22 protein-coding genes and 1 pseudogene are annotated in these 21,520 nt (G+C 60.7%); 12 read left to right on the top strand and 11 right to left on the bottom strand.

Annotated elements, in window-relative coordinates:
* Window positions 1-10: 10 nt before the first annotated feature.
* The 10 genes from hutG to GPL81_RS04100 all read left to right on the top strand — a co-directional run bounded on the left by hutG (window position 11) and on the right by GPL81_RS04100 (window position 12,093).
* Window positions 11-814, top strand: a complete 804-nt coding sequence (gene hutG, locus GPL81_RS04145) for an N-formylglutamate deformylase (RefSeq protein WP_160105311.1) — start codon at window positions 11-13, stop codon at window positions 812-814.
* Between the two features lie 282 nt (window positions 815-1,096).
* A complete protein-coding gene (locus tag GPL81_RS04140) occupies window positions 1,097-2,044 on the top strand; it encodes a choline ABC transporter substrate-binding protein (RefSeq protein ID WP_160105520.1) in 948 nt (315 codons plus the stop codon).
* On the top strand, window positions 2,044-3,015 hold the full coding sequence (locus GPL81_RS04135) for an alpha/beta hydrolase (RefSeq protein WP_160105310.1): 972 nt from the start codon (window positions 2,044-2,046) through the stop codon (window positions 3,013-3,015). Before GPL81_RS04140 ends, GPL81_RS04135 begins: the two co-directional genes overlap by 1 nt.
* A 63-nt stretch (window positions 3,016-3,078) precedes the next feature.
* Entirely contained in the window at window positions 3,079-4,050 is a 972-nt protein-coding gene (pip, locus tag GPL81_RS04130) for a prolyl aminopeptidase (RefSeq protein WP_096513826.1), read from the top strand.
* On the top strand, window positions 4,047-4,484 hold the full coding sequence (gene dtd, locus GPL81_RS04125; RefSeq protein WP_034148582.1) for a D-aminoacyl-tRNA deacylase: 438 nt from the start codon (window positions 4,047-4,049) through the stop codon (window positions 4,482-4,484). Before pip ends, dtd begins: the two co-directional genes overlap by 4 nt.
* A 321-nt stretch (window positions 4,485-4,805) precedes the next feature.
* The gene (locus GPL81_RS04120; protein ID WP_160105309.1) at window positions 4,806-6,620 is read left to right on the top strand and encodes a glucan biosynthesis protein G; all 1,815 of its coding nucleotides are present in this window, start codon (window positions 4,806-4,808) and stop codon (window positions 6,618-6,620) included.
* Window positions 6,613-9,183, top strand: coding sequence for a glucans biosynthesis glucosyltransferase MdoH (gene mdoH, locus GPL81_RS04115; protein ID WP_160105308.1), 2,571 nt, complete (start codon window positions 6,613-6,615; stop codon window positions 9,181-9,183). The genes GPL81_RS04120 and mdoH overlap by 8 nt, the downstream gene beginning before the upstream one ends.
* A gap of 295 nt (window positions 9,184-9,478) precedes the next feature.
* On the top strand, window positions 9,479-10,276 hold the full coding sequence (locus GPL81_RS04110; RefSeq protein WP_160105307.1) for a transporter substrate-binding domain-containing protein: 798 nt from the start codon (window positions 9,479-9,481) through the stop codon (window positions 10,274-10,276).
* A 130-nt stretch (window positions 10,277-10,406) separates the two neighbouring features.
* Window positions 10,407-11,366, top strand: coding sequence for an amino acid ABC transporter permease (locus GPL81_RS04105; protein WP_160105306.1), 960 nt, complete (start codon window positions 10,407-10,409; stop codon window positions 11,364-11,366).
* The gene (locus tag GPL81_RS04100) at window positions 11,359-12,093 is read left to right on the top strand and encodes an amino acid ABC transporter ATP-binding protein (protein WP_160105305.1); all 735 of its coding nucleotides are present in this window, start codon (window positions 11,359-11,361) and stop codon (window positions 12,091-12,093) included. The genes GPL81_RS04105 and GPL81_RS04100 overlap by 8 nt, the downstream gene beginning before the upstream one ends.
* 157 nt (window positions 12,094-12,250) lie before the next feature.
* Here the strand turns inward: GPL81_RS04100 and GPL81_RS31885 are convergent, their stop codons facing one another.
* From GPL81_RS31885 to ubiE, 11 genes and pseudogenes are all read right to left on the bottom strand, one after another.
* Entirely contained in the window at window positions 12,251-12,964 is a 714-nt protein-coding gene (locus GPL81_RS31885) for a methyl-accepting chemotaxis protein (RefSeq protein ID WP_425502526.1), read from the bottom strand.
* A gap of 141 nt (window positions 12,965-13,105) precedes the next feature.
* Window positions 13,106-14,167, bottom strand: a pseudogene (locus GPL81_RS31880) (methyl-accepting chemotaxis protein); the annotation flags it as partial.
* 210 nt (window positions 14,168-14,377) lie between these two features.
* The gene (locus GPL81_RS04090) at window positions 14,378-15,085 is read right to left on the bottom strand and encodes a 16S rRNA (uracil(1498)-N(3))-methyltransferase (protein ID WP_160105303.1); all 708 of its coding nucleotides are present in this window, start codon (window positions 15,083-15,085) and stop codon (window positions 14,378-14,380) included.
* Complete coding sequence (gene tatC / locus GPL81_RS04085) at window positions 15,082-15,876, bottom strand: twin-arginine translocase subunit TatC (protein WP_096513819.1); 795 nt, start codon at window positions 15,874-15,876, stop codon at window positions 15,082-15,084. Before tatC ends, GPL81_RS04090 begins: the two co-directional genes overlap by 4 nt.
* Complete coding sequence (gene tatB, locus GPL81_RS04080) at window positions 15,873-16,301, bottom strand: Sec-independent protein translocase protein TatB (protein WP_160105302.1); 429 nt, start codon at window positions 16,299-16,301, stop codon at window positions 15,873-15,875. Before tatB ends, tatC begins: the two co-directional genes overlap by 4 nt.
* Before the next feature lie 10 nt (window positions 16,302-16,311).
* Window positions 16,312-16,584 carry a twin-arginine translocase TatA/TatE family subunit gene (locus GPL81_RS04075; RefSeq protein ID WP_160105301.1) on the bottom strand — a complete coding sequence of 91 codons (273 nt, stop codon included), beginning with the start codon at window positions 16,582-16,584 and terminating at the stop codon, window positions 16,312-16,314.
* Between the two features lie 25 nt (window positions 16,585-16,609).
* The gene (locus GPL81_RS04070; protein ID WP_046816939.1) at window positions 16,610-16,942 is read right to left on the bottom strand and encodes a phosphoribosyl-ATP diphosphatase; all 333 of its coding nucleotides are present in this window, start codon (window positions 16,940-16,942) and stop codon (window positions 16,610-16,612) included.
* Complete coding sequence (gene hisI / locus GPL81_RS04065; RefSeq protein ID WP_484573236.1) at window positions 16,935-17,360, bottom strand: phosphoribosyl-AMP cyclohydrolase; 426 nt, start codon at window positions 17,358-17,360, stop codon at window positions 16,935-16,937. Before hisI ends, GPL81_RS04070 begins: the two co-directional genes overlap by 8 nt.
* 68 nt (window positions 17,361-17,428) lie before the next feature.
* Complete coding sequence (gene ubiB, locus GPL81_RS04060) at window positions 17,429-19,033, bottom strand: ubiquinone biosynthesis regulatory protein kinase UbiB (protein WP_160105300.1); 1,605 nt, start codon at window positions 19,031-19,033, stop codon at window positions 17,429-17,431.
* Window positions 19,030-19,653, bottom strand: a complete 624-nt coding sequence (locus tag GPL81_RS04055; protein WP_160105299.1) for a ubiquinone biosynthesis accessory factor UbiJ — start codon at window positions 19,651-19,653, stop codon at window positions 19,030-19,032. Before GPL81_RS04055 ends, ubiB begins: the two co-directional genes overlap by 4 nt.
* Window positions 19,653-20,423, bottom strand: a complete 771-nt coding sequence (gene ubiE / locus GPL81_RS04050; RefSeq protein WP_007989286.1) for a bifunctional demethylmenaquinone methyltransferase/2-methoxy-6-polyprenyl-1,4-benzoquinol methylase UbiE — start codon at window positions 20,421-20,423, stop codon at window positions 19,653-19,655. Before ubiE ends, GPL81_RS04055 begins: the two co-directional genes overlap by 1 nt.
* A 167-nt stretch (window positions 20,424-20,590) precedes the next feature.
* Between ubiE and GPL81_RS04045 the strand changes: the two genes are divergently transcribed.
* Both GPL81_RS04045 and GPL81_RS04040 read left to right on the top strand, forming a co-directional pair.
* Window positions 20,591-20,866, top strand: a complete 276-nt coding sequence (locus GPL81_RS04045; RefSeq protein ID WP_160105298.1) for a polyhydroxyalkanoic acid system family protein — start codon at window positions 20,591-20,593, stop codon at window positions 20,864-20,866.
* Between the two features lie 226 nt (window positions 20,867-21,092).
* On the top strand, window positions 21,093-21,515 hold the full coding sequence (locus tag GPL81_RS04040; RefSeq protein WP_096513813.1) for a phasin family protein: 423 nt from the start codon (window positions 21,093-21,095) through the stop codon (window positions 21,513-21,515).
* Window positions 21,516-21,520 lie beyond the last annotated feature (5 nt).

Here is a 21,520-nt window from a genome sequence, read left to right as displayed (position 1 = left end):
GAGAGCAGTTGTGGATAAGGTTCTGAACTTCAAACAAGGCCGCGTGCCGCTGTTGATCAGCATGCCCCACGCCGGTGTGCGCCTGACCCCGGCGGTCGAAGCCGGATTGATCCCCCAGGCGAAGAGCCTGCCGGATACCGATTGGCACATCCCGCAGCTTTACGACTTCGCCGCCGAGCTGGGAGCCAGCACCCTGGCCGCCGAGTATTCGCGGTTCGTCATTGACTTGAACCGTCCGTCCGACGACAAGCCTTTGTACGTGGGCGCCACCACCGGCCTGTACCCGGCGACGCTGTTCGACGGCGTGCCGTTGTTCCGCGAAGGGCTGGAGCCTTCGAAAGAAGAGCGCGCGACGTATCTGGAGCAGATCTGGACGCCGTATCACAGCACCCTGCAGCAGGAACTGGCACGACTCAAGGCCGAGTTCGGCTATGCGCTGCTGTTCGACGCGCATTCGATTCGTTCGCTGATTCCGCACCTGTTCGACGGCAAACTGCCGGACTTCAACCTCGGCACCTTCAACGGTGCCAGTTGCGATCCGCAGCTGGCTTCGCAGTTGGAGGCGATATGCGCTGGCCACCCGGAATACAGCCATGTGCTGAACGGGCGCTTCAAGGGCGGGCACATCACCCGTCATTACGGCAACCCGGCGCAAAACATTCATGCGGTGCAACTGGAACTGGGCCAGTGCACCTACATGGAAGAGTTCGAGCCGTTCCGCTATCGGGCGGATCTGGCGGAGCCTACCCAAGTGGTATTGAAGGAACTGCTGCAAGGCTTGCTGGCCTGGGGCAAAAAGCACTACAACCGCTAGAACCTGGCGAATAACCCTGTGGGAGCGAGCCTGCTCGCGAAAGCTATGTATCGGTCAACATCTCAGTTGGCTGATATTCCGCCTTCGCGAGCAGGCTCGCTCCCACAGGTATTTTGTCTCGCCACAGATTCGTGTGCGTGCTGACAGTCGCCACCGTGCAAAACACGGTCGCCACAGGTCGCTTTTACCGCTCGTCTGCTGCGTAATGTTTCGCTCACGGTGCACAAAGACACCGGTCCGACAATAATCCGCTGCCGCACGAGAATGCTCCCTATGACAAGCATCAAAGGTTTGTTCATCCGCTGTCTCTCAATCCTCTGCGGTTCTGCTCTTCTGAGCACCAGCGTCCTGGCCGCTGAGGACCCCTCCTGTAAAACCGTGCGCATGGGCGTGGTCAACTGGACCGACGTGATCGCCACTAGCGGCATGGCCGACGTGCTGCTCAATGGCCTCGGTTACCAAAGCAAGCAAACCAGCGCCGTGCAGCAAATCATTTTCGCCGGCATTCGCGACAAGCGCCTGGACATCTTCCTGGGTTACTGGAAACCGGCGATGGACAAGAACATCGCACCGTTCCTGGCGGCCAATCAGGTCAAGGTCATGGATCAGCCAAGCCTGGCCGATGCCCAGGCGACCCTCGCGGTACCTGATTACGTGGCGGCTGCCGGCCTGAAAACCTTCGCCGACATCGCCAGATTCAAGGATCAGCTCGGCGGCAAGATCTACGGCATCGAACCGGGCAGCGGCGCCAACACCACGATCAAGACCATGATCGAAACCAATCACTTCGGCCTGAAGGACTTCAAGCTGATCGAGTCCGGTGAGGCCGGCATGCTGGCGGCGGTGCAAAGGGCGGTGAACCGCAAGGAGTTCGTGGTGTTCGTCGGCTGGACCCCGCACCCGATGAACATCAACATGAACATCGCCTACCTGACCGGCAGTGAAGACGTCTACGGGCCGAACGAAGGGGCGGCAACCGTTTCCTCCGTAACCGCGCCCGATTACGCCGAGCGTTGCCCGAACGTTTATCGCCTGCTGGAAAACCTGACCTTCACCGCTGCCCAGGAAAGCCAATTGATGGTGCCGATCATGGAGCGCCAGACGCCTCAGGATGTCGCCAAGAAATGGTTGCGCGAGCACCCGCAGGACCTGCAACGCTGGCTGGCGGGCGTGAGCAGCGTTGATGGCAAGGATGGCGTGGCCACGGTTCAGGCCAGTTTGAAAAACTGATGGCAACCTATCCTCTATCCGAACAGATGGCGGCTTTTGTCGAGAAAACCGTCAGCTTCAACAGCACCGAAAGCAGCCTGGACGGATTGCGCCGGGCTTACAGCGAGATGTGCCGGGCATTTACCCCGCCACGCCCCGAGGGGCTGTACGTGGTCGATTTCGAGTTGGCGGGTGTCCCCGTTCGCTCGTACCAGCCACCGGTTTTGCCCTCTGCCACAGGTGTGCCGTGCATCGTTTATATGCACGGCGGTGGCTGGGTGGTGGGAAACCTGGACTCTCACGACTTCATTTGTGCCGAACTGGCTTCGACACTCGGAGTACTGGTGATCGCGGTCGATTACCGCCTGGCGCCGGAGCATCCGTTTCCGGCGGCGCTCGATGACTGCCTGACTGTCTGGAGGGCGTTGCGCACCGGGCCGTTTCGGCTGGATCCCGAGCGCACGCTGGTGGTCGGTGACAGTGCTGGCGGCAATCTTGCCGCCGCCTTGTGTCTGGCGCTGCGCGATGCCGGTGAACCGGTGCCTTGCGCGCAGGTTCTGATTTATCCGGGGCTTGGTGGGGATCACCGGTTACCGTCGCGCAGCGAATGCGCTGACGCCCCGTTGCTCAGCAGCAGCGACCTGGACTGTTATCGGGCGTTGTATCTGCGTGCTACGGCAAAACCGGGCGCTTATGCGATGCCGTTGCTGGCCGGGAATTTTCGCGGATTGCCACCGGCATGGATTGCCGTGGCGCAGTTCGATCCGCTGCGCGATGACGGCGTGCAGTATGCCGAACGACTCAACACCGCTGGCGTGGCAGCGACACTGTATTACGGCGATGGCTTGGTTCACGGTTGTTTACGGGCGCGGGGGCAGGCTGTCGAGGTCGATGCACTGTATGAAACGCTGCTCGCCTATCTGGCTGAAAAAACGGGCGGCAAAACTCTGACTTTGCAAGGGCATGCTCATTCGCGTAATTCGGGTTTATGATGCCGGACGGCAGAATAATAGAAGTCCCCCCAGGGATGACCTCGACCCCTTACGGAGCGCGCAATGCAGACTTTGTACCCGCAGATCAAACCCCACGCCCGGCACGATCTGGCCGTCGACGAGACCCACACGCTGTATGTCGACGAAAGCGGTTCACCGGAAGGATTGCCGGTGGTGTTCATTCACGGCGGTCCCGGCGCCGGGTGCGATGCGGCGAGTCGCTGCTATTTCGATCCAAACCTGTACCGCATCGTGACCTTCGACCAGCGTGGTTGCGGTCGTTCCACGCCCCACGCCAGCCTGGAAAACAACACCACCTGGGATCTGGTCGCCGACCTTGAGCGAATCCGCGAGCACCTGGGCATCGACAAGTGGGTGTTGTTCGGTGGTTCCTGGGGCTCGACCCTGGCGCTGGCCTACGCGCAAACCCACCCCGAGCGTGTGCACGGTCTGATCCTGCGTGGCATATTTCTCTGCCGCCCTCAGGAAATCGAGTGGTTCTACCAGGCCGGTGCCAGCCGTCTGTTCCCCGATTACTGGCAGGACTACATCGCGCCGATCCCGCAGGACGAGCGTGGCGATTTGCTCAGCGCCTTCCACAAACGCCTGACAGGCAACGATCAGATCGCCCAGATGCACGCGGCCAAGGCCTGGTCCACCTGGGAAGGCCGGACCGCAACCCTGCGTCCGAATCCGCTGGTGGTCGATCGTTTCTCCGAACCTCAACGTGCGCTGTCCATCGCTCGCATCGAATGCCATTACTTCACCAACAACGCCTTCCTTGAACCCGATCAGTTGATCCGCGACATGGGCAAGATCGCCCATTTGCCCGGCGTGATCATCCATGGTCGCTATGACGTGATCTGCCCGCTGGATAACGCCTGGGAACTGCACCAGGCCTGGCCGAACAGCGAACTGCAAATAATCCGTGACGCGGGTCATGCCGCCGCCGAACCCGGGATTACCGATGCGTTGGTGCGTGCTGCCGATCGGATGGCACGACGTCTGCTCGACCTGGCCCCCGAAGAAGCATGAAGGGCCTGCTGCAACGCGTGCGCGGCGCGCGAGTCGAGGTAGCGGGGGAGGTCGTTGGTGCGGTCGACCAGGGGTTGCTGGTGCTGGTTGCCGTCGAGCCCGAGGACACTCGTGCCAGCGCCGACAAACTTCTCAATAAGCTGCTTAACTATCGAGTGTTCAGCGACGCTGAGGGCAAGATGAATCTGTCCCTGGCGGATGTGGGTGGCGGGTTGCTGCTGGTCTCGCAGTTCACCCTGGCCGCCGACACCAAGAGCGGGTTGCGCCCGAGTTTCTCGACCGCGGCCCCTCCGGCCCTGGGCGAAGAGCTTTTCGACTATCTATTAGGCAAAGCGAAACAGGTGCATGGCACTGTGGCATCAGGTAGATTCGGCGCGGATATGCAGGTGCACCTGGTCAATGATGGCCCGGTAACCTTCCTGTTACAGACCTGAAAGCGCTTGAAACATCTTTTTAAGCGCATTTCGACTGAAAACAGGCGTTTTTCCCGATAAATACTTTGTTACCCCTGATGCGTTGTAACGCGGCCTACTAGATAATCGCGCGCTACGGGGATCAGCGTTCGTTGGTCCATTTTGACTTAGGTAGAGACTTGTCCTGGACCGTTTGGGGAATCATTTAGCCCCATCGGAGTCGGAACAATGCTCGCCAACTTGGCAAGAGTGGTCTGCAAGGCCGGTTTTTTTGTACCGGATTCCGTACAGACCCTTCAACTGGCCGTTGGTTTTTTGATCTGTTTTCGGCGAGGGTTGCTCGTGATTGTTAGTCCCTGTAACGCACCAAAATTGTCTGCCAAACGGTTACGTAGCGCTCTTGTAGCGGGTTCGGCACTGCTCTGCCTGCTCAGCGCCGGCCAGCTTTGGGCATTCAATCTGGATGATGTATCGGCCAAGGCAAAAGAGCTGGCCGGTCAGAAGTACGAAGCGCCGCGCAGTAACCTGCCGACCGAATTCCGCGAAATGAAATTCGCCGACTATCAGAAAATTCGTTTCCTGACGGAAAAAGCCGAATGGGCGGACCAGAAGACCCCATTCAAGCTGTCGTTCTATCACCAGGGCATGCACTTCGATACGCCGGTGAAAATCAACGAAATCACCGCGAACACCGTCGAAGAGATCAAATACGACCCGAGTCGTTTCGATTTCGGCGACGTCAAGTTCGACCCGAAGGCCACTGAGCAACTGGGCTACGCCGGTTTCCGCGTGCTGTACCCGGTCAACAAGGCTGACAAGCAAGACGAAATCATGACCATGCTCGGCGCGAGTTACTTCCGCGTTGTCGGCAAGGGCCATGTCTACGGTTTGTCCGCTCGCGGCATGGCAATCGATACCGCCTTGCCGTCCGGCGAAGAATTCCCGCGTTTTCGCGAGTTCTGGATTCAACAGCCGAAACCGGGCGACAAGCACCTGGTGATTTTTGCGCTGCTGGATTCGCCACGGGCGACCGGTGCCTATCGCCTGACCCTGCGTCCGGGCAGCGATACCATTGTCGACGTCAAGGCGCAGATGTTCCTGCGTGACAAGGTCGGCAAATTGGGCATCGCGCCACTGACCAGCATGTACCTGTTCGGCGCCAACCAGCCGTCGAAAGTCCTCAACTACCGTCGTGAGCTGCACGATTCCAGTGGCCTGGCGATCCATGCCGGCAACGGCGAGTGGATCTGGCGTCCGCTGAACAACCCGAAACACCTGGCGGTGAGCAACTTCTCGGTCGAGAACCCGCGTGGTTTCGGCTTGCTGCAACGTGGCCGCGACTTCAGCCACTACGAAGACCTCGACGACCGCTACGACAAGCGTCCAAGCGCCTGGATCGAACCGAAAGGCGACTGGGGCAAGGGCACCGTCGATCTGGTCGAGATTCCGACCGCCGACGAAACGAACGACAATATCGTGGCTTTCTGGAGCCCGGAAAAGATGCCGGAGCCGGGCCAGCCGCTGGACTTCGCCTATCGCATGCACTGGACCATGGACGAGGCGGCGCTGCACGCGCCGGACAGCGCCTGGGTCAACCAGACCCTGAAATCCACCGGTGACGTCAAACAGTCCAACCTGATTCGTCAGCCGGACGGAAGCGTCGCCTATCTGGTGGATTTTGAAGGTCCATCCCTGGCGGCACTGCCATCGGATGCGGATGTGCGCAGTCAGGTCAGCGTCGGCGAAAACGCCGAACTGGTCGAGAACAGCGTGCGCTACAACCCTGAAACCAAGGGCTGGCGCCTGACCTTGCGCATGAAGATCAAGGACGCGAGCAAGTCCACCGAGATGCGTGCTGCACTGGTGCAGAACATCGTGCCTGCCGATCTGGCCAAGACTTCGATCCCGGCGTCCACCTCTTCCGTTGCCAAGGCTGACAAGGTTGCCGCCAAGCAAGCGGAGAAAGTGGACAAGGAAGCGAAGGCCGCAGAAGCCAAGCAGGCTGAAGCCAAGCCAGTCGCAGATGCCAAGGACAAGGCGAACAACGACGCCAAGCAGCCTGCTGCTGCCAACGCCGCCCCAGCCACACCAGAATCGGCACCGACTGAAGAAGTCCTGACCGAGACCTGGAGCTATCAGTTGCCTGCCGATGAGTAATTCTCAAGTACAGCCAGAGACGCTTTCCGAGTATCTGGCACATCTGCCGATGACCGACCAGCAGCGCGTGGAACTCGCGGGCTGCAAGTCCTTCAGCGAATTGCATGAGCGTCTGTCGTCTTCGACGTTCGACGCACCGAGCGAAGCCGCCCAGGCTTCGGTCGGCAAGCGCCTGACCCTGAGCACCGCCGAAGAACTGCAGGACGCGGAAATGCTGGCGCTCGATGCCAGCGGTCGGGTCTGCCTGAAGGCGACCCCACCGATTCGCCGGACCAAGGTCGTGCCGGAGCCGTGGCGCACCAACATCCTGGTGCGCGGCTGGCGTCGTTTGACCGGTCGCACCAATCCGCCGCAGCCGCCGAAAGACGAGAACGTGCTGCCGGCGGCGCGCTGGCGTACCGTTGGTTCGATCCGACGCTACATTCTGCTAGTGCTGATGCTTGGCCAGACCATCGTCGCCGGCTGGTACATGAAAGGCATCATGCCGTACCAGGGCTGGTCGTTCGTCGACCTTGAAGAAGTCCTGCACCAACCGCTGCTGCAAACGGCCACCCAAGTGCTGCCGTATGCGCTGCAGACCAGCATCCTGATCCTGTTCGGGATTCTGTTCTGCTGGGTTTCGGCTGGTTTCTGGACCGCGCTGATGGGCTTCCTCGAGTTGCTCACCGGTCACGATAAATACCGCATTTCCGGTGCCAGCGCCGGCAACGAGCCGATTCCGAAAGACGCGCGCACCGCACTGGTGATGCCGATCTGCAACGAAGACGTGCCTCGGGTATTCGCCGGTCTGCGCGCGACGTTCGAGTCGGTTGCGGCCACGGGAGACCTGGACCGTTTCGACTTCTTCGTCCTCAGCGACAGTAACGACGCCGATATCTGTGTCGCCGAACAGCAGGCCTGGCTGGATGTCTGCCGCGAAGCCGGTGGCTTCGGCAAGATCTTCTATCGCCGCCGCCGTCGCCGCGTAAAGCGCAAGAGCGGCAACCTCGACGACTTCTGCCGTCGCTGGGGCGGTGACTACAAGTACATGGTCGTACTCGACGCCGACTCCGTGATGAGCGGCGAGTGCCTGACCAGCCTGGTGCGCCTGATGGAAGCCACGCCGGACGCCGGGATCATCCAGACCGCGCCACGTGCGTCGGGCATGGACACCCTGTATGCGCGTATGCAGCAGTTCGCCACCCGTGTGTACGGTCCGCTGTTCACCGCCGGTCTGCACTTCTGGCAGTTGGGCGAATCGCACTACTGGGGCCACAACGCGATCATCCGCATGAAGCCGTTCATCGAGCACTGCGCCCTGGCGCCGCTGCCCGGTAAAGGCGCGTTCGCCGGTGCGATCCTGTCCCACGACTTCGTTGAAGCCGCGTTGATGCGCCGTGCCGGTTGGGGCGTGTGGATTGCCTACGACTTGCCAGGCAGCTATGAAGAACTGCCGCCGAACCTGCTGGACGAACTCAAGCGTGACCGTCGCTGGTGCCACGGCAACCTGATGAACTTCCGCCTGTTCCTGGTCAAGGGCATGCACCCGGTGCACCGCGCGGTATTCCTGACCGGCGTGATGTCCTACCTGTCGGCGCCGCTGTGGTTCTTCTTCCTCGTGCTGTCGACGGCGCTGCTGGCGGTCAACACCTTGATGGAGCCGCAATACTTCCTCGAACCGCGCCAGCTCTACCCGCTGTGGCCACAATGGCATCCGGACAAGGCGATTGCGCTGTTCTCGACCACCATCGTGCTGCTGTTCCTGCCGAAGCTGTTGAGCATCATCCTGATCTGGGCCAAGGGCGCGAAAGAGTTCGGTGGCAAGTTCAAGGTGACGTTGTCGATGCTGCTGGAGATGTTGTTCTCCATGCTGCTGGCGCCGGTGCGGATGATTTTCCACACCCGTTTCGTCCTCGCCGCGTTCCTCGGCTGGGCCGCGACCTGGAACTCGCCGCAGCGTGACGACGACTCCACGCCATGGAGCGAGGCGGTCAAGCGCCATGGTCCGCAAACCGTGCTGGGCTTCTTCTGGGCCCTGCTGGTGATCTGGCTGAATCCGAGCTTCCTGTGGTGGCTGGTACCGATCGTCGGTTCGTTGATGCTGTCGATTCCGGTGTCGGTGATTTCCAGCCGTGTCGGCCTGGGCCTCAAGTCCCGTGACGAGAGCCTGTTCCTGATTCCCGAGGAATACAATCCGCCACAAGCGTTGCTGGCGACCGACCAGTACACCCACGAAAACCGTTACCACGCGCTGAACGACGGCTTCGTCCGTTCGGTGGTCGATCCACAGCAGAATGCCCTGGCATGCTCGCTGGCGACCTCCCGTCACCGTCAGGCCGAGCCGATCGAATGGCTGCGGGTCGAGCGGGTACGGCACGCGATGAAAGTCGGACCGGAAGGCCTGAGCAACAACGAGCGTGTGCAACTGCTGAGCGACCCGGTCGCCTTGGCTCGCCTGCATGAGCAGGTCTGGAGCGAAGGCCACGCCGAGTGGCTGGGCGCATGGCGCAAGTCGGTCAAGGCCGACCCCCATGCACCGCTGCTGCCGCTCAAACCGCTGAGCGTGCAGGCGCAACTGGCCTGAAAAACTGTAGGAGCGAGCCTGCTCGCGATGGATTCAAGAGCGCCGCGTTCAACCAGTAAAAACGCGTAATCGTTAACGACCATCGCGAGCAAGCTCGCTCCTACATAAGCCCCGCTAGCCAGCGGGGCTTTTTTTTGCCTGATCGTTCCCAAACCCTTGTGCAAACGGGCGAGTAGTTTAGGATCCGTCCCCGAATTGGTGTGCCCGGATAATTTTTGTCCGTATTGGTGCGTTTCCTCCTGGGGAGCCGCCATTTTTGCGCGCCTCACAACGCAATGGTTTTGGGGACTTGAAGATGAAGAAGTATCTGTCGATGCTGCTGGTCGGCGTCACGGCATTGGTTGCAGTCAGTACGGTGCAGGCCGGTGCCATCGATGACGCGGTCAAGCGCGGCACGTTGAAGGTCGGTATGGATCCGACCTACATGCCGTTCGAAATGACCAACAAGCGCGGCGAGATCATCGGTTTCGAAGTCGACATCCTCAAAGCCATGACCAAGGCCATGGGCGTCAAGCTGGAGCTGGTGTCCACCGGTTACGACGGCATCATCCCGGCCCTGCTGACCGATAAGTTCGACATGATCGGCAGCGGCATGACCCTGACTCAGGAGCGAAACCTGCGCCTGAACTTCAGCGAACCCTTCATCGTGGTCGGCCAGACGCTGCTGATCCGCAAGGATCTGGAAGGCACCATCAAGTCCTATAAAGACCTGAACACCGCTGACTACCGCATCACCTCCAAGCTCGGCACCACCGGCGAAATGGTCGCCAAAAAGCTGATCTCCAAAGCCAAGTACCACGGCTACGACAATGAGCAGGAAGCGGTGCTCGACGTGGTCAACGGCAAGGCTGACGCCTTCATCTACGACGCGCCTTACAACGTCGTGGCGCTGAACAAGGTCGGCAACGGCAAACTGGTATTCCTCGACAAGCCGTTCACCTACGAACCGCTGGCCTTCGGTTTGAAGAAGGGTGACTACGACAGCATCAACTTCATCAACAACTTCCTGCACCAGATCCACGAAGACGGCACCTACGATCGCATCCATGACAAGTGGTTCAAGAGCAGCGAGTGGCTCAAGGACATGGAATAAGCGCCGGTCAGACTGACCGCGTCGCCTCAATCGCGAGCAGGCTCACTCCTACAGGTGAACGCATTCCAATGTAGGAGTGAGCCTGCTCGCGATGAGGGCCTCCAAGGCAACACAGAATCCGGAACTTGCAATGAAACAAAGAAAAGCCCAATGGCCCTGGCACGCCCTGACCGTGCTGGTGCTGATCGGCCTGGCCGGCGCGCTGTATTACGCCACCTCGCTGATGTCCTACGAATGGCGCTGGAATCGTGTGCCGCAGTACTTCGCCTACCATGCCGAAGAGACCCAGCGTGCTGCGGACATCTCCACCGTCAGCGAACTGTTGCGCAAGGGCGACAAGGCTGAAGTCACCCTGCGCAACGACGCCGGTGATGAGCAACACCTGAGCGTCGACGAAAACAGCCTGCAAGTCGCCCAGGGCGATGATGTGGCTGAAGGCGATGTCATCGGCGTGACCCGTCACTGGGCCGCGGGACCGTTGATGTGGGGGCTCTGGACCACCTTGTGGCTGTCCGTGGTATCTGGCGTTCTCGGGCTGCTGATCGGCCTCGCGACAGGCCTGTGCCGGCTGTCGAACAACCCGACCCTGCGCGACCTCTCGACCATCTACGTCGAACTGGTGCGCGGCACGCCGCTGCTGGTACAGATCTTCATTTTCTACTTCTTCATTGGCACGGTGATGAACCTGTCGCGGGAGTTCGCCGGGATCGCCGCGCTGTCGCTGTTCACCGGCGCCTACGTGGCGGAAATCATTCGTTCCGGCGTGCAGTCGATTGCCCGTGGCCAGAACGAAGCCGCGCGCTCCCTGGGTTTGAGCGCCGGCCAGTCGATGCGTCACGTGGTCCTGCCGCAAGCGTTCAAGCGCGTGCTGCCGCCGCTGGCCGGGCAGTTCATCAGCCTGGTGAAAGACACGTCGCTGGTATCGGTCATCGCGATTACCGAACTGCTCAAAAGTGGCCGTGAAGTCATCACCACCTCGTTTTCGCCGTTCGAAATCCTGTTCTGCGTTGCCGGTCTGTATTTGTTGATCAACCTGCCGCTGTCGAAAATCGCCGGCCGGCTTGAGCGGAGGCTCGCGCAAAGTGATTGAAGTCCGCGATCTGGTAAAAGTCTTCGACACCCGTGGCCAGGTGGTCCGCGCGGTGGATAACGTTTCCACTAACGTTGCCAAGGGCGAAGTGCTGGTGGTGATCGGCCCGTCCGGCTCCGGAAAATCGACCTTCCTGCGCTGCCTCAATGGCCTGGAAACATTCGACTCCGGCTCGGTGAGCATCGATGGCCTGCAACTGGCCGACCCGAAAACCGACGTGAACGCCTATCGTCGGGAAGTCGGCATGGTGTTCCAGCATTTCAACCTGTTTCCGCACATGACCGTGCTGGAAAACCTGTGCCTGGCGCAGAAAGTCGTACGCAAGCGCGGCAAGAAAGAGCGCGAGGCCAAGGCCCTGGCGCTGCTGGAAAAGGTCGGGATTGCGCAAAAGGCCCACGAATTTCCTTCGCGCTTGTCAGGCGGCCAGCAACAGCGCGTGGCGATTGCCCGGGCGCTGGCGATGGAGCCGAAAGTCATGCTGTTCGACGAACCGACCTCGGCACTCGACCCGGAAATGGTCGGTGAGGTGCTGGACGTGATGAAGAACCTGGCCGTGGAAGGTATGACCATGGTCTGCGTGACCCATGAAATGGGCTTTGCGCGGGAAGTGGCGGACCGGGTGTTGTTCTTCGATCATGGCAAGTTGCTGGAAGATGCTTCGCCGGCGCAGTTCTTCGATGCGCCGAAGGATCCGCGGGCGCAGGCCTTTTTGCGGCAGGTTCTGTAACTTCAGCGCCTGATGAACCGCCATCGCGAGCAGGCTCGCTCCCACATTGATCGGCGGTGAACACAACATTCGTGTTCGACGCATAACCCCTGTGGGAGGGAGCCTGCTCGCGATGGCATCACCTCGGTTCGGAGTGAACCGAGGTTATTGAATCGCCTTAAACCTTGAACCGACCCACCAGCATCTGCAAATGCGTCCCCAGCCGCGCCAGCTCAACACTGGACGCCGCGGTCTCTTCACTCGCCGCCGACGTCTGATCCGACACATCCCGCACATTCAGCACGCTACGGTTGATCTCTTCGGCCACGGCGGTTTGCTGCTCGGCAGCGGCGGCGATCTGCTGGTTCATCGCCTGGATCGCTGACACCGTGCGAGTGATGCTTTCCAGTGAGCTCCCGGCGCGGCGAGTCAGTTCGACGCTGCTGTCGGTCAGGCTGCGGCTGTTGTCCATGATGGTCGCCACTTGCTGGGTGCCGTTTTGCAGGCCGACGATCAGCTCTTCGATTTCCTCGGTGGACTTCTGGGTGCGTTGGGCCAGGCTGCGGACTTCGTCGGCGACCACGGCAAAACCGCGTCCGGCTTCACCGGCGCGGGCGGCTTCGATGGCAGCGTTGAGCGCCAGCAGGTTGGTTTGCTGGGCCACGGACTTGATCACGTCGAGCACGCTGCCGATCTTGTCGCTTTCGCGCTTGAGCTCGCCCATGGCTTCGGTGGAGTTGCCGACTTCCTTGGCCAGGCGTTCGATCTGCACGATGGCTTCGCCCACCACCTTGTCGCCTTCACGGGCCTGTTGATCGGCGGTGATGGCGGCCTCGGAGGCTTCCTCGGCGTTGCGTGCGACTTCCTGCACGGTGGCGGTCATTTCGTTCATGGCGGTGGCCACCTGGTCGGTCTCGACCTTCTGGCTGTTGACCCCGGCGCTGGTCTGCTCGGTGACCGCCGACAACTCTTCGGCGGCGCTGGCGATTTGCGTGACGCCGTCGCTGATGCCGCCGATCAGTTCGCGCAAGCCCTGGGTCATGCTCTGGATGGCGCGTTGCAGCTGGCCCAACTCGTCCTGGCGCTTGGAGGTCAGGTTGTGGGTCAGGTCGCCGGCGGCGATGCGTTCGGCCACTTTGAGGGTCTGGTTCAGCGGGACCACGATCTGCCGGGTAATGGCCCAGGCGGCAAACAGGCCGAAGACCAGTGCCAGGGCAGTTGCCAGCAACAGCATGTTCCGGGCGTGCGCCACGTCGGTGTCACGCACGAGGGTTTGCGACAGGGTGAGCTTGTTGCTCACATCGAGCAGGATTTCGCCTTGGGTGCCCATGCGTTTGAGCGCTTCGGCACTGGCGACCTGGGAATCACGGTATTGGCTGACCGCAGCACGGTAGGCCTTGAGCGAGTCGGTCGCTTGCTGCAGGTTGGCGATGTGCTGTTCCGGCAGTTTCGACGGCAGGCTTTCCAGGTATTTCAGGGCATTGTCGATGGCGTCCAGCGCGGGCTGTTCGGCCTCGGCCTTGCCGCTGTAGGTGTAGCCACGCACCTGAAAGCGCGCCTGCTGGATCAGTTTGCTCAGGTCGATCACGCTGTTGAACTGCGCAACGCTGTCACCTTGCAGCATGGACTTTTCGACGTCGGCGACCTTGGCCACGGCATTGTCGGCGGTCGCGCCCAGTTTGCTGCGGGCGTCTTCGCGGTTGGCGCCGGCCTGGGTCATGGCGGCGAAGGCTTGCTTGTACTGACTGACCGCGGCCAGTTGCTGGTCGATCATGGCCACATCGGTGGATTGTTCGATCATCCGGCGAGCGGCTTGCAGGCTGCTGTCGAGCTTGCCCAGCAGGTCGTTGACGGCGCCCGGGCCTTGTTCGCCGCGGCGCATTTCGTAGTCCAGGCGGGCAATGCGCAGGTCTTTGGTCAGTCCGTTGATATCGGAAATGAACCCCAGCTTATCGCCGCGACTGGTCACATCGCTCAGGCCGGTCCAGCCGGTGACGGTGATCAGTAAAGTCAGCAGCAACACAAGTCCGAAGCCGATGCCCAGTTTGCGATTGACGCGTACGTTCCCCAGTTTATCGGCCAGCCATTGGTACATGCTGCAACTCCCCCGGACCACACATTGGTTTTATGGGGGGTATATCGGCAGGGGAGCGGGGTTCTGTAGGCGCAGCCCGATGGACGGACCTGGGGGAATGATGACCTGTAGGAGCGAGCCTGCTCGCGATGGCGTCGGGTCAGTCAATGGCATGTTGAATGTGCCATCGCTATCGCGAGCAGGCTCGCTCCTACAGGGGAGAATGTGTGGTTAGAAAAGGCGTGCCAGCAGCGCAGTGACGGCGGTTTCTACGCGCAAGATGCGCTCGCCCAACTGCACCGGTTGCAGGCCGGATTTGCCGAGCAAATCGATTTCGTAAGGAATCCAGCCACCCTCCGGGCCGATGGCCAATGTCACCGGTTCATTCAGCGCGCGTGGGCAGGGCGGGTAGTTTCCCGGATGGCCAACCAGGCCGAGGGTGCCGTCGGTGATGCCAGGCAGGCGGTCCTCGACGAACGGCTTGAAGCGTTTCTCAATGATGACTTGCGGCAGCACACTGTCCCGGGCTTGTTCGAGGCCGAGGATCAATTGCTCGCGAATCGCTTCCGGCTCCAGGAAGGGGGTCTGCCAGAAGCTCTTCTCGACGCGATAGCTGTTTACCAGCACGACGCGTGGCACACCCATGGCGGCCACGGTCTGGAACACCCTGCGCAGCATTTTGGGGCGTGGCAGGGCCAAAACCAGGGTCAGTGGCAGCTTGGCGGGTGGCGGCTGGTCGAGAGTGACGCGCAACTCCGCTTCGGCGGCGTCCAGGCGCAGTACTTCGGCCGAGCCCATCAGCCCGCCAAGACGCCCGACGCGCATGCTGTCACCGACTTCGCAGCGATGGACTTCCTGCATGTGGGTCAGCCGGCGATCGCGCAGGATCACCCGGTCGGCCGCAATGAAGTCGGCGTCTTCGAGGAGCAGCAGGTTCACGGCTGGGTCGCTGGTGGCTGGTCGTTGTGATCGTCAGCCGGCTGGTCGTCGGGATGTTCGCCACGTTTGCTGATCAGGCCGCCGAACAGCACGCCGATTTCAAACAACAGCCACATCGGGACGGCGAGAAGCGTCTGCGAGAAGATGTCCGGCGGCGTCAGGATCATGCCGACCACGAAGCAGCCGATGACCACGTACGGACGGATTTTCTTCAGGTATTTGACGTCGACCACGCCGATCCAAACCAGCAGCACCACGGCCACCGGAATTTCGAACGCTACGCCGAAGGCGAAGAACAGCGTCATGACGAAGTCGAGGTAGCTGGTGATGTCGGTCATCATTTCCACACCGGCCGGGGTGGCGGCGGCAAAGAACTTGAAGATCAACGGGAACACCAGGAAGTAGGCGAACGCCATGCCGGCGTAGAACAGCAGGATGCTCGATACCAGCAAGGGCACGGCGATGCGTTTCTCATGCTTGTACAGGCCAGGCGCGATGAAGCCCCAGATCTGGTGCAGGATCACCGGGATGGCGAGGAACAGCGAGACCATCATCGTCAGCTTCAGCGGCGTCAGGAACGGCGACGACACGTCGGTGGCGATCATCGTCGCGCCCACTGGCAGGTACTGGCGCAGCGGCGTGGAGACGAAGGTGTAGATCTGCTGGGTGAAGGCGAACAACCCGGCGAAAATGATGAAGATCGCCGCTACACAGCGCAGCAGACGGGTACGCAACTCGGTGAGGTGCGAAACCAGCGGCATGTGCTGGTCGTTTTCAGGAAGATCGCTCATGGGGCTCGCGGCGGCAATGTTGGGTCTTGAGGGGCCGGCACGACAGGCGCAGCCGCAGGTATAACGGGTTCAACCGGTGTCGCTGCAACAACGGGCGTCGGTTCAGCAGGTGCAGGTTCGACGGCAGGCGCCTGAGTCGTCGGCGTCGCCTCAGGCGTTACCGGCGTCGGCTCCTGCTGGGTCGGCGTGAAAATCTTCCGCGCCTCCTGCTCCAGGGACAGAATGTGCTCGTTGTGCAGTTGCCGACGAATTTCGTCGGCACCGATTTCACGTTCAACTTCCTGTTTGATCGCGTTGAAGCTGCGCTTCAGGCGTCCGACCCACAGGCCGGCGGTGCGCGCAGCGCCCGGCAGACGCTCGGGGCCCAGGACCAGCAGGGCAACGAGGCCGACGAGCAGCAGTTCAGAGAAGCTGATACCAAACATAAGTCAGTGCTCACACGTCTTTGCGGATCGGCTCTTCGACTTTTTGTGCCTGCACGTCGATGGTGTGCGGCTGGTTCACCGAGGCCTGCGGCTGAGCAGGTGGCACCGGTTGGGCCGGCGTCGCCGTTGGATCGGCCGGTTTTTCGTCGTCGTTCATGGCTTTCTTGAAGCCCTTGATCGATTCGCCGACGTCGGTACCGAGGTTTTTCAGTTTCTTGGTGCCGAACACCAGTACGACAACAACCAGGATGACGATCCAGTGTTTCCAGTCAAAAATGCCCATGTTGCTGCTCCTCTCTAATAGTTATTCAGGCGGACGGGCGCGAGGCTTTCTCAGCGTGTCCGGACAGACCGAAGCGACGGTCCAGTTCATCGAGTACAGCCTGTGGATGCTGCCCCAATTGGGCGAGCATGACCATGCTGTGGAACCACAAATCGGCGGTTTCGTAGATCACATCGCTGCAGTCGCCGCTAACGGCGGCATCCTTGGCGGCAATGATGGTTTCGACCGACTCTTCGCCGACTTTTTCCAGAATCTTGTTCAAGCCCTTGTGGTACAGGCTGGCGACATACGAGCTGTCGGCGGCGGCGCCTTTGCGCTCTTCCAGTACTTGTGCCAGACGGGTCAGAGTGTCACTCATGTTTGTGCCCTGCGGAATAGATGGCGTGCGGATCCTTGAGGACCGGGTCGACGGTTGTCCAGTCGCCGTTCTCAAAGACGCGGTAGAAGCAGCTCTGACGGCCGGTATGGCAGGCGATATCACCGATCTGCTCGACCATCAAGATAATGACGTCGGCATCACAGTCCAGGCGCATCTCGTGCAGGGTCTGCACATGGCCGGACTCTTCGCCCTTGCGCCACAGCTTGCCACGGGAGCGCGACCAGTAGATCGCACGGTTCTCGGCGGCGGTCAGTTCCAGCGCTTCGCGGTTCATCCAGGCCATCATCAGGACGCGCCCGGTCTTGTGATCCTGGGCAATGGCGGGCACCAGGCCATCGGCATCCCACTTGATCTCGTCCAGCCAGTTTTTCATCTTCGACTCCGATGCGGCCCGCACTTCATTAGCCGTGGCCTAAATTACAAATCAGGGCGTTGAAACAGTGTGCCAGCGTGCGACACAACTGGCTATCTGCGAACGACCAGATACAAGCCGACGGCCATCATGATGCCCGCCGGCCAATAGGCCAACTGGTTCAGCGGCCCTCCGGCGGCGAGGATGGCGCCACCGGCCAGGTGGGCGGTGCCAAGCAGGCGCAGGAACCAGTCGTCCCGGCGTCGGTGCCATGATGGCGGCGGATCGCTGGCGTGGGGCTGGGACAGGCGCTCGAGCAAGTCGCGGGTCATGTTGGCCAGGTGCGGGATCTGCTCGATCTGGCTCTGCACGTTACCGAACAAGGCCTTGGGGCTGACACGTTCGCGCATCCAGCGCTCCAGGAATGGCTGCGCGGTGTTCCACAGGTCGAGTTCCGGGTACAGCTGGCGGCCCAGGCCTTCGATGTTCAACAGGGTTTTTTGCAGCAGCACGAGTTGCGGCTGCACTTCCATGTTGAAACGCCGGGCCGTCTGGAACAGGCGCATCAGCACCTGACCGAAGGAAATATCCTTTAACGGTTTTTCGAAGATCGGCTCGCATACGGTACGGATCGCCGCTTCGAATTCGTTGAGTTTGGTCTCGGCTGGCACCCAGCCCGAATCGATGTGCAACTGCGCCACGCGCCGATAATCACGCTTGAAGAAGGCGAACAGGTTGCGCGCCAGGTAATCCTGGTCTTCGGGGGTCAGGCTGCCGACGATGCCGCAGTCGATCGCAATGTACTGCGGGCTCCACGGGTTCACGGTGCTGACGAAAATGTTGCCGGGGTGCATGTCGGCATGGAAGAAGCTGTCGCGGAACACCTGGGTGAAGAAAATTTCCACACCACGTTCGGCTAGCATTTTCATGTCGGTGCGCTGGTCGGCCAGGGTGGCCAGGTCGGTGACCTGAATGCCGTAGATGCGCTCCATCACCAGCACTTTCGGCCGGCACCAGTCCCAATAGACCTGCGGTACGTAAAGCAGCGGCGATCCGTCGAAGTTGCGCTTCAACTGGCTGGCGTTGGCCGCCTCGCGCAGCAGGTCGAGTTCGTCGTAGATGGTTTTTTCGTAGTCGCTGACCACGTCCACCGGGTGCAGCAGGCGCGCATCGGCAGAGACTTTTTCGGCGGCGCGGGCGAGGATGAACAGCCACGCCAGATCCTGCTTGATGACCGGTTTGAGGCCCGGGCGGATCACCTTGACGACGACTTCTTCACCGGTTTTCAGTTGCGCGGCATGCACCTGCGCCACCGAGGCCGAGGCGAGGGGTTCGACGTCGAAACGGCTGAACACTTCGCTGATCTTCTTGCCGAGCTGCTCTTCGATCAACTTGACCGACACTTGCGAATCGAACGGCGGCACGCGGTCCTGCAACATCATCAGCTCATCGGCGATGTCTTCGGGCAGCAGGTCGCGCCGGGTGGACAAAATTTGCCCGAACTTGATGAATATCGGCCCAAGGTCCTGCAACGCCAGGCGCAATCGCGCGCCACGGCTCAGGTCGAGGGTCTTGCGCGGGAACCAGCGCCACGGCAAGGCATAGCGCAGCGCCCGCAAAAACCAGGGCAGCGGCAGGGCGAACAGCAGGTCATCGAGGCGGTAGCGGATTACGACGCGCTGGATGCGCAACAGTCGGCGGACGGCAAGCAGCTTCATGCGTTATCGCTTGGGTCGAGGGATCGGGAAAGGCGCTCGAAACGCGCCTCGAGACGTTCCAGATCAAGCTTGATCTGGTCCAGTTCACTGAATCGGGCTTCGGCTTCGCGTTGACCAACGAGGGTGCGTGATTCTTCTGCCAGGTATTCGCCCAGATTCTGGCCCAGGCTGGCGAACCCTTGCTGATACCAGCGGGCGCGGCTGCGCAGGTGGCCGCCGACCAGTTGCGTGGCAACGGGGCCGAGCCAGCGCGAGAGTTCGTACTCCCAGTCCAGCTCAAGGTCCTGCAGGATGGCCGCCAGTTCCAGCAGCACCCCGCTGTCGCCGTCGAGCTCGACTTGCGGCGCGTGCAGCACCGACGTCTTGTCCTTGCTCATCGCCAGTTTCAACAGGCTGGAGGCCGGCGCGCGCAAAGTACAGTCGGCGCCGGTTTCCCATTGGGAGGCGAGCATCAGGCCTTCGTCACTGGGAAGGATGAACAGTTGCAGCGCCGGGCTGCGGCAATCGACGGCAATCACCTTGCCGCTCAAATGCGCCAGCCGCGGCAGCGCCGTGCTGTCGAGACGCAACACCCGGTTCAGGCCGAGTTCAACGCTGGCGAGCAGGCCGGCGAGCAGCATCAGGGCTTGATGCCGCGGTGCAGGGCGACGATGCCTGCGGTCATGTTGTGATAGGTCACGCGGTCGAAACCGGCCTCGACCATCATCGACTTCAGGGTTTCCTGGTTCGGGTGCATGCGGATCGACTCGGCCAGGTAGCGATAGCTTTCCGAGTCATTGGTGATCAGCTTGCCCATCAACGGCATGAAAGCGAACGAGTAGGCGTCGTAGGCCTTGGACATCAGCGCGTTGGTCGGTTTGGAGAACTCCAGCACCAGCAGGCGGCCGCCCGGCTTGAGTACACGCAGCATGGAACGCAGGGCGTCTTCCTTGTGCGTGACGTTGCGCAGGCCGAACGCGATGGTCACGCAGTCGAAATGGTTGTCCGGGAACGGCAGTTTTTCCGCGTCGGCCTGGACGAATTCGACGTTGCCGGCCACACCCAGGTCCAGCAGGCGGTCACGACCGACCTTGAGCATGGATTCGTTGATGTCGGCCAGCACTACCTGACCGGTCGGGCCTACGAGGTGCGAGAACTTGCGGGTCAGGTCGCCGGTGCCGCCGGCGATGTCCAGCACGCGGTTGCCGGTGCGTACACCTGACAGTTCAATCGCAAAACGCTTCCATAGACGGTGCATGCCGCCCGACAGAAGGTCGTTCATCAGGTCGTACTTGGCGGCTACCGAATGGAAAACCTCAGCGACTTTTTCCGCTTTCTGGCTTTCCGGAACGTTTTTGAAGCCGAAGTGAGTGGTGGGTTCGGCATCGCTGCCTTTGCGCTGATCAGTCATATCGCTGTCACCAAAAGAGAATGCGCGACATTCTAATCCCCAAGGGATGCTTTGTCTTGGCAAGGCTGAAGGTAAGATGGATCAACCTCGGGACGTTTTGCCGCAGCGGCGGTCAGGAATCACCGAACAAGCATTCATGGCGGTATTCAAAAAGCAGGAGTCAATCGATGGCCCGTATTAGTGTTGAGCGTGCCCACGGCCTGGGTAAGGAAGCGGCACGCGAGAAGGCCGACAAGCTGGCGCAGAAACTCTGCGACCAATATGGCCTGGAGCCGCAATGGTCCGGCGACACCCTGAACCTCAGGCGTCCGGGTGTGAAAGGTGCGGTGCATGTGAGCGAAGATTCGATCAGGGTCGATGTGGAGTTGGGCCTGATGATGTCGGCCATGAGCAGCATGATCAAGGCGGAAATCGAAAAGGGGCTCGACAAAGCGTTGGTGTAGCTCGCGCTTTTCTGTAGGAGCAAAGCTTGCTCGCGATGCAGGCGCCTCGGTTTTTCAGTTACACCGAGTTGATGCCATCGCGAGCAAGCTTTGCTCCTACAGGTTTGTGGCACCTGCTGTTTATGTCAGTTGTTAGGGTGCCGTTTCTAATTTTTCTCCCTACTTTGTGCCGGAGCCCGACACTTTCGCGGGCAGTTCCTCAAACCTTCTGCGCGTGAGGTGCACCATGGCCAAAGTTATTTTGAAGAAAAAAATCGACGCTTCGACCGCCGCTCTCAGCGACGTCAAATCCTATGCCCGCAAGATCTGGCTGGCAGGCCTGGGGGCCTACGCCAAGGTTGGCCAAGAGGGCAGCGAGTACTTTCAAGAGCTGATCAAGGCTGGTCAAACTGTTGAAAACAAAAGCAAAAAGGCAGTCGCCGAGAAACTCGAAGCAGCCAATGCCGAGATCGACGAAGCGAAGACTGAAGTGAGCACTTTCAAGGGCCGGGTCGAACTGCAACTCGACAAGGTCGAGAAGGCGTTCGACTCGCGTGTCGCAAGTGCCTTGAATCGTATCGGCATTCCGTCTAAACATGACGTTGAGACACTCTCTGTCAAGCTCGATGAGCTGACGGCACTGCTCGAACGCGTCGCGCGTAAATCTTAAGGAGA

This window comes from Pseudomonas izuensis, assembly GCF_009861505.1.
Taxonomy (GTDB): domain Bacteria; phylum Pseudomonadota; class Gammaproteobacteria; order Pseudomonadales; family Pseudomonadaceae; genus Aquipseudomonas; species Aquipseudomonas izuensis.
The sequence above is the reverse complement of the archived record's forward strand: the minus strand, read 5'-3'. Positions and strand labels throughout refer to the sequence as shown.

What these genes read in the sequence shown, in the direction of transcription:
- GPL81_RS04055 (WP_160105299.1), bottom strand. Translation starts at nt 19,653, where the DNA reads ATGCTGCTCGCCGGCCTGCTCGCCAGCGTTGAACTCGGCCTGAACCGG.
- GPL81_RS31885 (WP_425502526.1), bottom strand. Translation starts at nt 12,964, where the DNA reads ATGAACGAAATGACCGCCACCGTGCAGGAAGTCGCACGCAACGCCGAG.
- pip (WP_096513826.1), top strand. Translation starts at nt 3,079, where the DNA reads ATGCAGACTTTGTACCCGCAGATCAAACCCCACGCCCGGCACGATCTG.
- GPL81_RS04045 (WP_160105298.1), top strand. Translation starts at nt 20,591, where the DNA reads ATGGCCCGTATTAGTGTTGAGCGTGCCCACGGCCTGGGTAAGGAAGCG.
- dtd (WP_034148582.1), top strand. Translation starts at nt 4,047, where the DNA reads ATGAAGGGCCTGCTGCAACGCGTGCGCGGCGCGCGAGTCGAGGTAGCG.
- tatB (WP_160105302.1), bottom strand. Translation starts at nt 16,301, where the DNA reads ATGTTTGGTATCAGCTTCTCTGAACTGCTGCTCGTCGGCCTCGTTGCC.
- GPL81_RS04040 (WP_096513813.1), top strand. Translation starts at nt 21,093, where the DNA reads ATGGCCAAAGTTATTTTGAAGAAAAAAATCGACGCTTCGACCGCCGCT.
- GPL81_RS04075 (WP_160105301.1), bottom strand. Translation starts at nt 16,584, where the DNA reads ATGGGCATTTTTGACTGGAAACACTGGATCGTCATCCTGGTTGTTGTC.
- GPL81_RS04070 (WP_046816939.1), bottom strand. Translation starts at nt 16,942, where the DNA reads ATGAGTGACACTCTGACCCGTCTGGCACAAGTACTGGAAGAGCGCAAA.
- tatC (WP_096513819.1), bottom strand. Translation starts at nt 15,876, where the DNA reads ATGAGCGATCTTCCTGAAAACGACCAGCACATGCCGCTGGTTTCGCAC.
- ubiB (WP_160105300.1), bottom strand. Translation starts at nt 19,033, where the DNA reads ATGAAGCTGCTTGCCGTCCGCCGACTGTTGCGCATCCAGCGCGTCGTA.
- GPL81_RS04105 (WP_160105306.1), top strand. Translation starts at nt 10,407, where the DNA reads ATGAAACAAAGAAAAGCCCAATGGCCCTGGCACGCCCTGACCGTGCTG.
- mdoH (WP_160105308.1), top strand. Translation starts at nt 6,613, where the DNA reads ATGAGTAATTCTCAAGTACAGCCAGAGACGCTTTCCGAGTATCTGGCA.
- GPL81_RS04135 (WP_160105310.1), top strand. Translation starts at nt 2,044, where the DNA reads ATGGCAACCTATCCTCTATCCGAACAGATGGCGGCTTTTGTCGAGAAA.
- ubiE (WP_007989286.1), bottom strand. Translation starts at nt 20,423, where the DNA reads ATGACTGATCAGCGCAAAGGCAGCGATGCCGAACCCACCACTCACTTC.
- GPL81_RS04110 (WP_160105307.1), top strand. Translation starts at nt 9,479, where the DNA reads ATGAAGAAGTATCTGTCGATGCTGCTGGTCGGCGTCACGGCATTGGTT.